At 48.2% G+C, this 13,490-nt stretch carries 14 protein-coding genes; all 14 read left to right on the plus strand.

Features of this window, described 5'->3' with window-relative positions; genetic code table 11:
- Window position 1 precedes the first annotated feature (1 nt).
- The 14 genes from rpoC to rpsC all read left to right on the plus strand — a co-directional run bounded on the left by rpoC (window position 2) and on the right by rpsC (window position 13,486).
- On the plus strand, window positions 2-3,601 hold the full coding sequence (gene rpoC, locus KNP67_RS13660) for a DNA-directed RNA polymerase subunit beta' (protein ID WP_021066599.1): 3,600 nt from the start codon (window positions 2-4) through the stop codon (window positions 3,599-3,601).
- Between the two features lie 288 nt (window positions 3,602-3,889).
- Window positions 3,890-4,312 (plus strand): 30S ribosomal protein S12, encoded by a 423-nt coding sequence (gene rpsL / locus KNP67_RS13665; protein ID WP_012727683.1) that lies wholly within the window; start codon window positions 3,890-3,892, stop codon window positions 4,310-4,312.
- A gap of 48 nt (window positions 4,313-4,360) precedes the next feature.
- Window positions 4,361-4,828 carry a 30S ribosomal protein S7 gene (rpsG, locus tag KNP67_RS13670; RefSeq protein ID WP_021066600.1) on the plus strand — a complete coding sequence of 156 codons (468 nt, stop codon included), beginning with the start codon at window positions 4,361-4,363 and terminating at the stop codon, window positions 4,826-4,828.
- A gap of 116 nt (window positions 4,829-4,944) precedes the next feature.
- Window positions 4,945-7,023 (plus strand): elongation factor G, encoded by a 2,079-nt coding sequence (gene fusA / locus KNP67_RS13675; RefSeq protein ID WP_029594429.1) that lies wholly within the window; start codon window positions 4,945-4,947, stop codon window positions 7,021-7,023.
- 115 nt (window positions 7,024-7,138) lie between these two features.
- Window positions 7,139-8,326, plus strand: coding sequence for an elongation factor Tu (gene tuf / locus KNP67_RS13680; protein ID WP_021066602.1), 1,188 nt, complete (start codon window positions 7,139-7,141; stop codon window positions 8,324-8,326).
- 109 nt (window positions 8,327-8,435) lie between these two features.
- Window positions 8,436-8,945 (plus strand): hypothetical protein, encoded by a 510-nt coding sequence (locus tag KNP67_RS13685; protein WP_029594430.1) that lies wholly within the window; start codon window positions 8,436-8,438, stop codon window positions 8,943-8,945.
- Window positions 8,946-9,323: 378 nt separating this feature from the next.
- Window positions 9,324-9,632 carry a 30S ribosomal protein S10 gene (rpsJ, locus tag KNP67_RS13690; protein WP_021066604.1) on the plus strand — a complete coding sequence of 103 codons (309 nt, stop codon included), beginning with the start codon at window positions 9,324-9,326 and terminating at the stop codon, window positions 9,630-9,632.
- A 61-nt stretch (window positions 9,633-9,693) separates the two neighbouring features.
- Window positions 9,694-10,320 carry a 50S ribosomal protein L3 gene (gene rplC / locus KNP67_RS13695; protein WP_021066605.1) on the plus strand — a complete coding sequence of 209 codons (627 nt, stop codon included), beginning with the start codon at window positions 9,694-9,696 and terminating at the stop codon, window positions 10,318-10,320.
- A 28-nt stretch (window positions 10,321-10,348) separates the two neighbouring features.
- On the plus strand, window positions 10,349-10,972 hold the full coding sequence (gene rplD / locus KNP67_RS13700; RefSeq protein WP_021066606.1) for a 50S ribosomal protein L4: 624 nt from the start codon (window positions 10,349-10,351) through the stop codon (window positions 10,970-10,972).
- The gene (gene rplW, locus KNP67_RS13705) at window positions 10,972-11,253 is read left to right on the plus strand and encodes a 50S ribosomal protein L23 (RefSeq protein WP_021066607.1); all 282 of its coding nucleotides are present in this window, start codon (window positions 10,972-10,974) and stop codon (window positions 11,251-11,253) included. Before rplD ends, rplW begins: the two co-directional genes overlap by 1 nt.
- 34 nt (window positions 11,254-11,287) lie before the next feature.
- A complete protein-coding gene (gene rplB, locus KNP67_RS13710; protein ID WP_021066608.1) occupies window positions 11,288-12,118 on the plus strand; it encodes a 50S ribosomal protein L2 in 831 nt (276 codons plus the stop codon).
- A gap of 66 nt (window positions 12,119-12,184) precedes the next feature.
- Window positions 12,185-12,460 (plus strand): 30S ribosomal protein S19, encoded by a 276-nt coding sequence (rpsS, locus tag KNP67_RS13715; RefSeq protein WP_012727673.1) that lies wholly within the window; start codon window positions 12,185-12,187, stop codon window positions 12,458-12,460.
- A gap of 20 nt (window positions 12,461-12,480) precedes the next feature.
- Window positions 12,481-12,813, plus strand: coding sequence for a 50S ribosomal protein L22 (rplV, locus tag KNP67_RS13720; RefSeq protein ID WP_021066609.1), 333 nt, complete (start codon window positions 12,481-12,483; stop codon window positions 12,811-12,813).
- A gap of 13 nt (window positions 12,814-12,826) precedes the next feature.
- Window positions 12,827-13,486, plus strand: a complete 660-nt coding sequence (gene rpsC, locus KNP67_RS13725; protein ID WP_021066610.1) for a 30S ribosomal protein S3 — start codon at window positions 12,827-12,829, stop codon at window positions 13,484-13,486.
- Window positions 13,487-13,490 lie beyond the last annotated feature (4 nt).

The raw sequence follows: 13,490 nt of genomic DNA on the forward strand, positions 1-13,490 counted from the left end.
CTTGGTAGATGTTAATCGATTTGAATATATGAAAATCGGCTTGGCTTCACCCGAGAAGATCCGTTCGTGGTCTTACGGGGAAGTCAAAAAGCCGGAAACGATCAACTATCGTACACTTAAACCAGAGAAGGACGGATTGTTCTGTGAACGAATCTTCGGTCCTACGAAAGACTGGGAATGTTACTGCGGGAAATACAAACGAATCCGTTATAAAGGAGTCATTTGTGACCGTTGTGGCGTTGAAGTGACGAAAGCGAAAGTGCGTCGCGAGCGTATGGGCCATATCGAGCTCGCGGCACCAGTTTCGCACATCTGGTACTTCAAAGGGATTCCAAGCCGAATGGGGCTTGTTCTCGATATGTCACCACGTGCGCTCGAAGAAGTAATCTACTTCGCGTCGTACGTTGTGACGGAGCCAGGTGACACTCCGCTTGAGAAGAAACAACTTCTCTCGGAAAAAGAATACCGTCTCTACCGTGAAAAATACGGCAGTGACTTCAGAGCAGACATGGGTGCAGAAGCCATCCGCACACTCCTTCAAGACGTTCAACTCGAGAAGGAAGTCGGAGAACTCCGCGAAGAATTGAAGACGGTTCAAGGCCAACGTCGTACACGTGCGATTAAACGTCTTGAAGTGCTCGATGCGTTCTTCACGTCAGGTAATGATCCAGATTGGATGATTCTTGAAGTACTTCCTGTCATTCCGCCAGAGCTTCGCCCGATGGTGCAGCTCGACGGTGGACGCTTTGCGACATCTGACTTGAACGATTTGTATCGTCGAGTCATCAACCGAAACAACCGTCTTAAACGTTTGCTCGATCTCGGCGCGCCGAACATCATCGTGCAAAACGAGAAGCGTATGCTTCAAGAAGCGGTTGACGCCCTCATCGACAACGGTCGTCGTGGTCGTCCGGTCACAGGACCAGGTAACCGTCCCCTTAAATCACTTTCACACATGTTGAAAGGGAAACAAGGTCGTTTCCGTCAAAACCTTCTTGGTAAACGGGTCGACTATTCAGGACGTTCGGTTATCGTCGTTGGTCCAAACTTGAAGATGTACCAATGTGGTCTCCCGAAAGAGATGGCCCTTGAACTCTTCAAACCGTTCGTGATGAAAGAACTTGTCGGTCGCGGCATCGCGTCGAACATCAAGAACGCCAAACGTAAGATTGAGAAGATGCAACCAGAAATCTGGGGCGTCCTCGAAGAAGTCATTCGTGAGCATCCGGTTCTCTTGAACCGTGCCCCAACGCTTCACCGCCTAGGGATTCAAGCTTTCGAACCGATTCTCGTCGAAGGTCGCGCGATTCGCCTTCACCCGCTCGTATGTACGGCTTATAACGCCGACTTTGATGGTGACCAAATGGCGGTTCACGTACCACTTTCTGCTGAAGCGCAAGCTGAAGCTCGTCTTCTCATGCTCGCAGCGCAAAACATCTTGAACCCGAAAGACGGAAAACCAGTTGTTACACCATCGCAGGATATGGTCCTCGGCAACTACTACATCTCGCTTGAACGCGACGATGCCGTCGGACAAGGGAAAATTTTGTCGAACGTGAACGAAGCGCTCATCGCGTATCAAAATGGCTATGTCCACTTGCATACACGTGTCGCTCTTCCAGCACGTACGCTCAACAACCCGACGTTCACAGATGAGCAAAACGAGAAAATGTTGATCACAACGGTCGGTAAGATGATCTTTAACGAGATCTTGCCGAACACGTTCCCATACTTGAACGAGCCGACGATGGAAAACTTACAGGAAGCAACGCCTGACAAGTACTTCATCGACAAAGGTGCCAACGTGGCAGAAGAAATCGCCTCACGTCCTTTGGTCGAGCCGTTCAAAAAAGGATTCCTTGGAAAAGTCATCGCGGAAGTGTTCCAGAAGTTCGAAACGACTGAAACAAGCCGCATGCTTGACCGGATGAAAGATCTTGGCTTCAAACACTCGACGAAAGCCGGTGTGACGGTTGGAATCGCTGATATCATCGTTCTTCCGGACAAACAAGAAATCCTTGATGAAGCGCAAACTCAAGTCGATCAAATCATGAAGTCATTCCGTCGCGGTCTCATCACTGAAGATGAGCGTTACGAGCGCGTTGTACGCTCTTGGAACGAAGCGAAGGATGAGATTCAATCACGATTGATGAAATCCCTCAATCGCTTGAATCCAATCTTCATGATGTCTGACTCAGGTGCCCGTGGTAACGCGTCCAACTTCACGCAGCTCGCAGGGATGCGTGGTTTGATGGCCGCTCCATCTGGCCGCATCATCGAACTTCCGATCAAATCTTCATTCCGTGAAGGTCTGACGGTACAAGAGTACTTCATCTCGACGCACGGTGCGCGTAAAGGTCTTGCCGATACAGCCCTTAAGACGGCTGACTCAGGTTACTTGACGCGTCGTCTTGTTGACGTAGCCCAAGATGTCATCATCCGTGAAGAAGATTGTGGAACGGACCGCGGAATCCGCGTTGCCGCTCTCCGCGAAGGCACGGAAGAAATCGAAAACTTGTATGACCGCCTCGTCGGCCGTACAGCGTTCGAGACAGTGGCACATCCGGAAACGGGTGAAGTCATGGTCGAGAAGAACCAATTGATTACCGAAGATCTCGCTCGCGACATCGTCGACGCTGGAATCGAACGAGTTGAAATCCGTACAGCCTTTACATGTAACACGTCACACGGCGTATGTAAGAAATGTTACGGCCGCAACTTGGCGACTGGCTCGAACGTTGAAGTCGGCGAAGCTGTCGGAATCATCGCCGCGCAATCAATCGGTGAGCCAGGAACGCAGCTTACAATGCGTACCTTCCACACAGGTGGGGTAGCCGGAGATGATATCACACAAGGTCTTCCACGTATCCAAGAGGTATTCGAGGCTCGTAACCCGAAAGGGCAAGCGGTCATCTCGGAAATCCCTGGTACGGTCATCGACTTCACAGAATCGCGTGACAAGCGTGAACTCACCGTCGAAGGACTCAGTGAGACACGTACGTACACGATTCCGTTCGGAGCACGTCTTCGTGTTCAAATCGGAGATACAGTAGAAGCCGGAGAAGTCTTCACGGAAGGTTCGATCGATCCGAAAGAATTGCTCGCCGTCCGTGGTGTATCTGGTGTTCAAAACTACTTGCTCCAAGAAGTACAAAAAGTTTACCGCATGCAAGGGGTAGAAATCGGCGACAAACACGTCGAAGTCATGGTTCGCCAAATGCTTCGCCGCGTCAAAGTCATCGAGTCTGGTGACACGCCACTTCTCCCTGGTTCGCTCGTCGATATCAGCGTCTTCAAAGAAGCGTGTAAAGATACGCTTCGCGAAGGCAAGAGCCCGGCAACAGCGAAACCGGTCCTTCTCGGAATCACAAAAGCGTCGCTTGAGACAGATTCGTTCCTCTCGGCCGCTTCGTTCCAAGAAACGACTCGTGTATTGACAGACGCTGCCATCAAAGGCAAGCGCGACTATCTCCTCGGACTCAAAGAGAACGTCATCATCGGGAAACTCGTTCCAGCTGGTACTGGGATGCCGGTTTACCGTGATGTTAAACTCAAAGAAGAAGAGACGAAAGCCGTTCTCGAAGACACGACGGTAGAATAAAAACGTCTTGACAGCATGGGTTGGCGGTGCTACTATGATTTAGTGCCGCCAATCGGTTGTTGTCGATGACAACGGTGTCCAGCAGTCGGCAAGCTACTTGGACGTCACCCGATCTTTCTCCGGAAAGGTTTGGCTGCTATTATTGCCACTTTCAAGGTATAACTCACGTTTTTGCGAGGTCATGGAATGCCTACGCCTCGTAAAAGCGTTTCGTTATGACCTTAAATGAACCACCCGGGTCGGTGGGTCTAGAAAATAGCATAATTCAGGAAGGGAGGATCTTCAAAGATGCCTACTATCAACCAGTTAGTCCGTAAAGGACGTAAATCGAAAGTCGTTAAATCTGACTCTCCAGCACTTAACAAAGGTTACAACAGTTTCATCAAGTCACAAACTAACGTGAGCTCGCCACAGAAACGTGGTGTTTGTACACGTGTTGGTACAATGACTCCGAAGAAACCGAACTCGGCATTACGTAAGTATGCTCGTGTTCGTTTGACTAACCAAATCGAAGTGACTGCGTACATTCCAGGTATTGGCCACAACCTTCAAGAGCACAGCGTTGTTCTTATCCGTGGAGGACGTGTAAAAGACTTACCAGGGGTACGTTACCACATCGTTCGTGGTGCGCTTGACACTGCAGGTGTTGACGGACGTATGCAAGGCCGTTCTAAATACGGTACGAAACGTCCGAAAGCTGCGAAGAAGTAATTCTCGCAAAACTAAAAACTACTGAAATTTTGAAAGGAGGGTACTCGGATGCGTAAAAACCGTGCAGAACGTCGTGACGTTATCGCAGATCCGATCTACAACTCGAAATTGGTAACTCGCCTCATTAACCGTGTCATGTTAGACGGTAAAAAAGGTACAGCTCAAACTATCATTTACAACGCATTTGGCCTCATCGCTGAACGCTCAGGCAAAGAGCCTATGGAAGTGTTCGAAGAAGCAATGAACAACATCATGCCTGTACTTGAAGTTAAAGCTCGCCGTGTTGGTGGAGCAAACTACCAAGTTCCTGTTGAAGTTCGTCCAGAGCGCCGTACGACACTTGGTCTTCGTTACCTCGTGAACTACGCTCGTCTCCGCAACGAGAAAACGATGGAGCAACGTATCGCGAATGAAATCATGGATGCAGCCAATAACACTGGTGCGTCTGTTAAGAAACGCGAAGACATGCATAAGATGGCAGAAGCGAACAAAGCGTTTGCTCACTATCGTTGGTAAGTTAAACGTAAAGACCACTCCACGTCACCAAGCGGTGGCTTAATGGAGTGGCTTTCGGGTATAATCATATCGTGTGCCAGCACACGAAAAACACATGCGGAAGGAGAATACCCAGTATGGCAAGAGAATTCTCCCTAAAGAATACTCGTAACATCGGGATCATGGCTCACATCGATGCCGGTAAGACGACAACAACTGAACGTATTCTTTATTACACAGGTCGTATCCACAAGATTGGTGAAACTCATGAAGGAGCTTCACAAATGGACTGGATGGAGCAGGAGCAAGAGCGTGGAATCACGATCACTTCTGCAGCGACAACTGCACAGTGGAATGGCCACCGTGTAAACATCATCGATACACCTGGACACGTAGACTTCACAGTTGAAGTTGAACGTTCACTCCGTGTACTTGATGGCGCTGTTGCGGTACTTGACGCTCAGTCAGGTGTTGAACCACAAACAGAAACTGTATGGCGTCAAGCGACGACTTACGGTGTTCCACGTGTCGTATTCGTCAACAAGATGGATAAAATCGGTGCGGACTTCTTGTACTCGGTGAAAACACTTCACGAACGTTTACACGCAAACGCACATCCAATCCAACTTCCAATCGGTGCGGAAGATGAATTCAAAGGAATCATCGACCTCGTTGAGAAGAAGACATACATGTACACGAACGACCTCGGTACTGACATCGAAGTAACGGATGGCTACCCAGCTGACATGGCTGACGAAGCTGAAGAACTTCGCGGTCAATTGATCGAAGCGGTTGCTGACTACAACGAAGAGTTGATGATGAAATACCTCGAAGGCGAAGAGATCTCAATCGAAGAACTCAAAGCTGGTATCCGTCAAGCAACACTCAGCGTAGAATTCTACCCTGTACTCGTTGGTTCTGCCTTCAAAAACAAAGGTGTTCAATTGATGTTGGACGCTGTTGTTGATTACCTCCCATCACCAGTTGATGTTGAGTCAATCAAAGGTGTTAACCTCGACACAGAAGAAGAAATCACGCGTGAGCCTTCTGACGAAGCTCCGTTCTCGGCACTTGCGTTCAAAGTCATGACGGATCCTTACGTCGGTAAATTGACGTTCTTCCGCGTGTACTCTGGTACAGCACAAGCTGGTTCGTATGTGAAGAACTCGACTAAAGGTAAGCGTGAGCGCCTCGGTCGTATCCTTCAAATGCACGCGAACAGCCGTGAAGAAATCCCAATGGTATTCGCTGGTGACATCGCCGCAGCCGTTGGTCTTAAAGATACTACGACTGGTGATACGCTTTGCTCAGAGAAAGACAACGTCGTTCTCGAGTCAATGACATTCCCAGAACCGGTTATCTCGGTCGCTATCGAGCCTAAATCGAAAGCTGACCAAGACAAGATGGGTCAAGCCCTCGCGAAACTCGCAGAAGAGGATCCAACTTTCCGCACTGAAACAAACCAAGAGACTGGTCAAACGATCATCTCTGGTATGGGTGAGCTTCACCTTGATATCCTCGTTGACCGTATGCGTCGCGAATTCAAAGTAGAAGCTAACGTTGGTGCACCACAAGTTGCTTACCGTGAGACAATCCGTGGCGCTGCGAAGATCGATTCGAAATTCGTACGTCAATCAGGTGGACGCGGTCAGTACGGTCACGTTGTCGTAGAATTCGAGCCGAACGAAGAAGGCGCTGGATTCGCGTTCGAGAACAAGATCGTCGGTGGTGTTGTACCACGTGAATACGTCCCAGCTGTTCAGAACGGGATTGAAGAAGCTCTCGAAAACGGTATCCTCGCTGGTTACCCAGTAGTGGACGTTAAAGCTGCCCTCGTCTTCGGATCGTACCACGATGTCGACTCGAACGAGATGGCGTTTAAAGTTGCTGCTTCGATGGCGGTTAAACAACTTAAGGAACAAGCGAAAGCTGTAATCCTTGAGCCAATGATGCGTGTCGAAGTTGTTATCCCAGAAGAATACTTGGGAGACATCATGGGTGACGTCACGTCACGCCGTGGACGCGTAGAAGGTATGGAAGCACGCGGTAACGCTCAAGTCGTTAAAGCAATGGTTCCACTTTCAGAAATGTTTGGATATGCGACATCGCTTCGTTCACGTACGCAAGGACGCGGAACGTACTCGATGCACTTCGATCACTACGAAGAAGTACCGAAGTCAATCGCAGAAGAAATCATCAAAAAAGCGAACGGCTAATAACGGTTGTAACGCTTAATTGATTGTTGTAAGCTAAGGAGGACGTATGTTAAAAGTAGCCTACGTCTTCCTAGTTAAATAAAAAACTAATTGTCTAATAGAGGAGGAATCTAGAATGGGTAAAGAAAAATTCGACCGTTCTAAACCGCACGTTAACGTTGGTACAATCGGCCACGTCGACCACGGTAAAACAACTTTGACTGCAGCGATCTCAGCTGTACTTTCAAAAGCACAAGGTAAAACAGCTACAAAGTTTGACGCAATCGATGGTGCTCCTGAAGAGCGTGAGCGCGGTATCACAATCGCAACAGCTCACATCGAGTACGAAACTGACAAACGCCACTATGCACACGTTGACTGCCCAGGTCACGCTGACTATGTTAAAAACATGATCACTGGTGCTGCACAAATGGACGGCGCGATCCTCGTTGTTTCGGCAACTGATGGCCCAATGCCACAAACACGTGAGCACATCCTTCTTTCACGTCAAGTAGGTGTTCCTTTCATCGTCGTATTCATGAACAAAGTTGACATGGTTGACGACGAAGAACTCCTTGAGCTCGTTGAAATGGAAATCCGTGAACTTCTTTCTGAGTACGACTTCCCAGGCGACGACCTCCCTGTAATCAAAGGTTCTGCACTTGGCGCGCTTAACGGCGAACCACAGTGGGAAGAAAAAATCATGGAACTCATGAACGCAGTTGATGAGTACATCCCTGAGCCAGTTCGTGACACGGACAAAGAATTCATGATGCCAGTTGAGGACGTATTCTCAATCACTGGTCGCGGTACTGTAGCGACTGGTCGTGTTGAGCGTGGTGTTCTCCGCGTCAACGACGAAGTTGAAATCGTTGGTCTTACAGAAGAAACTAAGAAAACTGTATGTACTGGTGTAGAGATGTTCCGTAAGCTTCTCGACTACGCTGAAGCTGGCGACAACATCGGTGCTCTTCTCCGTGGTGTATCACGTGAAGACATCGAGCGTGGACAAGTACTTGCTAAGCCAGGTTCAATCACGCCGCACTCAAAGTTCAAAGCTTCAATCTACGTTCTTTCTAAAGAAGAGGGTGGCCGTCACACGCCATTCTTCGCGAACTACCGTCCGCAGTTCTACTTCCGTACAACTGACGTAACAGGTATCGTTCACCTTCCAGAAGGTACTGAAATGGTAATGCCAGGAGACAACATCGAGTTGACGATCGAATTGATTTCTACAATCGCGATCGAAGACGGAACACGTTTCTCAATCCGTGAGGGTGGCCGTACAGTAGGCGCTGGTTCAGTAACTGAAATCATCGAGTAATCGATTGATACACTGACCTTTCAAGCAGTCCGCATTTTGCGGGCTGCTTTTTTGTTTTATGGCTAGACGTGGTAAGATGGGACATATGTTGCAGGAAGGGGTGACGAGGATGGAAAAACAAGTCGAGACGTTATGCCGCTTAAATGGGATTGCGTGTCGGTTCGGTGGGTCGACGTTATTGAAGCATCATGGACTCATCGAAACGACGAATGACTTGGATGTATTCGTGGAGCCGGATCAATTCGAACGATTGGATCAAGTGTTGAGCCGAGTCGGCGAGAAAGTCGAAACGAAACCGCATGCCGACTACATGACGACATACTTTAGTGAATATGTGTTTGAAGGGGGCGACATCGATGTGATGGCCAGTTTCCGGATGAAGTGTACCGATGGGATTTATACGCATCCTTACATTGAACCGGTCGGCAGCTGGATGCGGCTCGAAGAGTGGGTCGTGCTGTATACGGTCATCGGTCGGGAAGATCGGCTTAATCGACTGGCGGATTATTTTGAGACGCATGAGCTCAATGAAGGGATCGTCCAAGCATGTCTCAAACGAGCCCCCGCCTCGGTCATTGAAGCCGTCACCGAACGCTTCGGAACCTATATGAAACGCTAGGTCGAGTTGGCACGGCGGTTCTCGAAAGAAATAGTTCAACAAAAGAAGGAAAATAGCTTGCAAATGGGTTCGAATCTTGTTACATTAGTGAACGTTGAACAACTCATCAGACATCCGGCACAACTAAAAAATCAAATCTTGCATTTCATATGTAGATTCGATATAATGATTAAGTGTTTGTGCGAGTGGTGAGAGACTTTACAGCAGAAATCGGGTCCAATCGTTGATTTGCAATGATCGGATACCTCTGCTGACACAAGCACGCTGCGATGAAGCGGGAGGTTATGACACGCCAGGCAGCTTTGCCATGGCCGGTGTGGAAATTTCCGCGGAGAACTGTCTATTTTTAAAAATAGGCGACAAAGGAGGGAAACTTACATGGCAAATGAAAAAATCCGTATTCGTTTAAAAGCATACGACCATCGCGTACTCGATCAATCAGCTGAGAAAATCGTTGATACTGCGAAGCGTTCAGGTGCAAAGGTTTCGGGACCAATCCCGCTTCCGACTGACAAATCGATCTACACGATCCTTCGTGCCGTTCACAAGTACAAAGATGCTCGTGAACAGTTCGAAATGCGTACACACAAACGCTTGATCGACATCGTTAACCCAACACCAAAAACGGTTGATGCGCTTATGCGTCTCGAATTACCATCAGGTGTGGACATCGAAATCAAACTTTAATTCTTCATATAGTAGATACTAGCCAGAAGAGACAATAATTATTAAACAGGAGGTGTATCTCATGGCTAAAGGAATCTTAGGAACAAAACTCGGTATGACTCAAATCTTCAACGAAGCAGGCGAAGTCGTACCAGTAACAGTAGTTGCTGTCGAAGGAAACGTCGTTCTTCAACTTAAAACGGTTGAAACAGACGGTTACGAGGCACTTCAACTCGGTTTCGGAGACATCAAAGAATCACGTCAAAACAAACCAGCAAAAGGTCACGCTGCGAAAGCAAGTGCGACACCTAAGCGCTTCATCAAAGAGATTCGTACTTCAGTAGAAGGATACGAAATCGGTCAAGAGATCAAGGCGGACATTTTCGCTGCAGGTGAATTAGTAGACGTAACAGGTACATCGAAAGGTAAAGGATTCCAAGGTGCGATCAAGCGTCACGGACAATCACGTGGACCAATGGCTCACGGTTCGCGCTACCACCGTCGTCCTGGTTCGATGGGTCCTGTAGCTCCTAACCGCGTATTTAAAGGGAAGCTTCTTCCTGGTCAAATGGGTGGCGAGCGTAAAACGATTCAAAACCTTGAAGTTGTCAAAGTTGACGTGGAACGCGGCCTTGTACTCGTTAAAGGCGCAATCCCAGGCGCTCGCAAGTCGAACGTCATCATCAAAACAGCGGTAAAGGGTAACTAATTAACTGCACGGAAAGGAGGAATTACGAATGCCTAAAGTAGCTTTGCTTAACCAAACAGGTTCACAAGTTGGCGAAATCGAATTGGCAGAAGCCATCTTCGGTATCGAGCCAAATGACTCAGTACTTTATGACGCGATCGTTATGCAACAAGCATCACGCCGTCAAGGTACTCACGATACGAAAGGTCGCTCGGAAGTACGCGGTGGCGGCCGTAAACCATGGAAACAAAAGGGAACTGGTCGTGCGCGCCAAGGTTCTATCCGCTCACCACAATGGGTTGGTGGTGGTACAGTCTTCGGTCCAACACCACGTTCATACTCTTACAAGCTTCCTAAAAAAGTTCGTCGTCTTGCACTTCTCTCGGCTTTGTCGTCAAAAGTGAAAAACAACGAAATGATCGTCCTCGAAGGCCTTGCTTTCGATGCACCAAAAACAAAAGATATGGTCGCTGTACTTCTTGGCCTATCAGTAGAACGTAAGGCTCTCGTAGTCACAGCGGACTACAATGAGACTATCGCTCTCGCAGCTCGTAACATCCCAGGAGTGACTGTGATCGAAGCAGCCGGCGTTAACGTTCTTGACCTCGTTGCTAACGACAAAGTCATCTTCACTAAAGATGCGGTTGCGAAGGTAGAGGAGGTGCTTGCATAATGGCTCAAGCATACGATATCATCAAACGTCCTATCATCACTGAGCGTTCTGTTAGCCTCATGGAAGCTAACAAATACGTTTTCGAGATCGACGTTAAAGCGACTAAATCACAAGTGAAGCACGCTATCGAAACAATCTTCAACGTGAAAGTTGCTTCGGTAAACACAATGAACATGAAACCGAAAGCGAAACGTGTCGGTCGTCACTCTGGTTACACATCTCGTCGTAAAAAAGCGATCGTAACTCTTGCTGAAGGCAACACAATCGACTTCCTCGGTTAATTTACTACCTTAGAAGAAAAGGAGGGAATCCTCGATGGCAATTAAAAAGTTTAAGCCGACCACTAACGGTCGCCGTAACATGACATCTCTCGACTTTGCAGAGATCACAACGAATCGCCCTGAAAAATCGTTAACTGAAAAGCTTTCGAAAAAAGGCGGTCGTAACAACCAAGGTCGTTTGACAGTACGTCACCAAGGTGGCGGACACAAACGTAAATACCGTATCATCGATTTCAAACGTAACAAAGATGGCATCGTCGGACGCGTTGCTACGATCGAATACGATCCAAACCGTTCAGCAAACATCGCCCTCATCAACTATGCAGATGGTGAGAAACGTTACATCCTCGCTCCTAAGGGCATCAAAGTAGGCATGGAAATCATGGCTGGCCCAGAAGCGGATATCAAAGTGGGGAACGCTCTTCCACTTATGAACATCCCTGTCGGTACTACTATCCACAACATCGAGCTTAAGCCTGGTAAGGGCGGTCAGCTTGTTCGTGCGGCTGGTGCATCGGCACAAATCCAAGGACGTGACGGCAAGTACGTTATCGTTCGTCTTCAATCAGGTGAATCACGTTTGTTCCTCGGCACTTGCCGCGCGACAGTCGGTTCAGTTGGTAACGAAGAACACGAACTCGTAAACATCGGTAAAGCAGGACGTTCACGTTGGTTAGGCAAACGCCCAACAGTACGTGGTTCTGTAATGAACCCGGTTGATCACCCACACGGTGGTGGTGAAGGTCGTGCGCCAATCGGTCGTTCGGGCCCACTTACTCCTTGGGGTAAACCAGCTCTTGGTCTTAAAACACGTAAGAAAAACAAATCGAGCGACATGTACATCCTTCGTCGCCGTAAGAAATAATTACTACATGATTCTCGGGCGGTTCGAAAGGGCCGTTCCCGAATCATTCCAAAGGGAGGTTCTATCATGGGTCGCAGCTTGAAAAAAGGTCCATTCGCAGATCACCATTTGCTCGCTAAAGTTGACAAACTTAACGAATCTGGTGAGAAGCAAGTCATCAAAACTTGGTCACGTCGCTCGACAATCTTCCCAGAATTCATGGGTCACACGTTCGGTGTACACGATGGTCGTAAACACGTACCAGTATTCGTGACAGAAGACATGGTCGGTCACAAACTTGGTGAATTCGCTCCAACACGTACGTACAAAGGTCACGGATCAGACAAGAAAACGAAACGGTAATTTGAGGGGAGGTCAAATCCATGCAAGCTAAAGCATCAGCTAATATGGTCCGTCTTGCTCCTCGCAAAGCACGTCTCGTTGTAGACTTAATTCGCGGGAAACAAGTCGGCGAAGCGCTCTCTGTCCTTGCTCACACGAACAAGGCAGCGTCGCCAATCGTTGAAAAAGTATTGAAGTCAGCGATTGCAAACGCAGAGCACAACTACGATATGAATATTGAGAACCTTGTAGTGTCGGAAATCTTCGTCAACGAAGGTCCAACACTCAAACGCTTCCGCCCACGTGCGATGGGTCGCGCAAGCCGCATTAACAAACGCACAAGCCACATCCACATCGTGGTAACTGAGAAATAAGGAGGGATATGTAGTGGGTCAAAAGGTAAATCCGCACGGTCTTCGCGTTGGTATTATCAAAGACTGGGATTCGCGTTGGTACGCTGAGAAAGACTACGCAGATCTCCTTCATGAAGACTTCGTTATTCGTGAATACATCGAAAACAAAATGAAGGATGCTAGTGTTTCTAAAGTAGAAATCGAACGCGCTGCAAATCGCGTAAACATTTCACTTCACACTGCGAAACCAGGTATGGTTATCGGTAAAGGTGGTTCGGAAATCGAATCACTCCGTAAAAACATCATCAAGCTTGCTGAAGGCAAACGTGTTCACATCAACGTTGTTGAAGTGAAAAACGCGGACGCTGTCGCTAAACTTGTTGCTGAAAACATCGCTCGTCAATTGGAAGGCCGTGTGTCATTCCGTCGTGCAATGAAACAATCAATCCAACGTTCGATGCGCACTGGCATCAAAGGGATCAAAACAGAAGTTTCTGGTCGTCTTGGTGGCGCTGATATCGCTCGTTCAGAGAAGTACTCGGAAGGAACAGTTCCACTTCACACGCTCCGTGCCGACATCGACTACGGAACAGCTGAAGCTGACACAACTTATGGTAAAATCGGAATTAAAGTCTGGTTGTACCATGGTGAAGTTCTTCCAACAAAAAACAACACAGCTAAAAACGCTGAATAATAAA

Origin of the sequence: Exiguobacterium sp. s157 (genome assembly GCF_018618205.1) — a bacterium.
In the GTDB taxonomy this organism is placed as follows: Bacteria; Bacillota; Bacilli; order Exiguobacteriales; family Exiguobacteriaceae; genus Exiguobacterium; species Exiguobacterium chiriqhucha.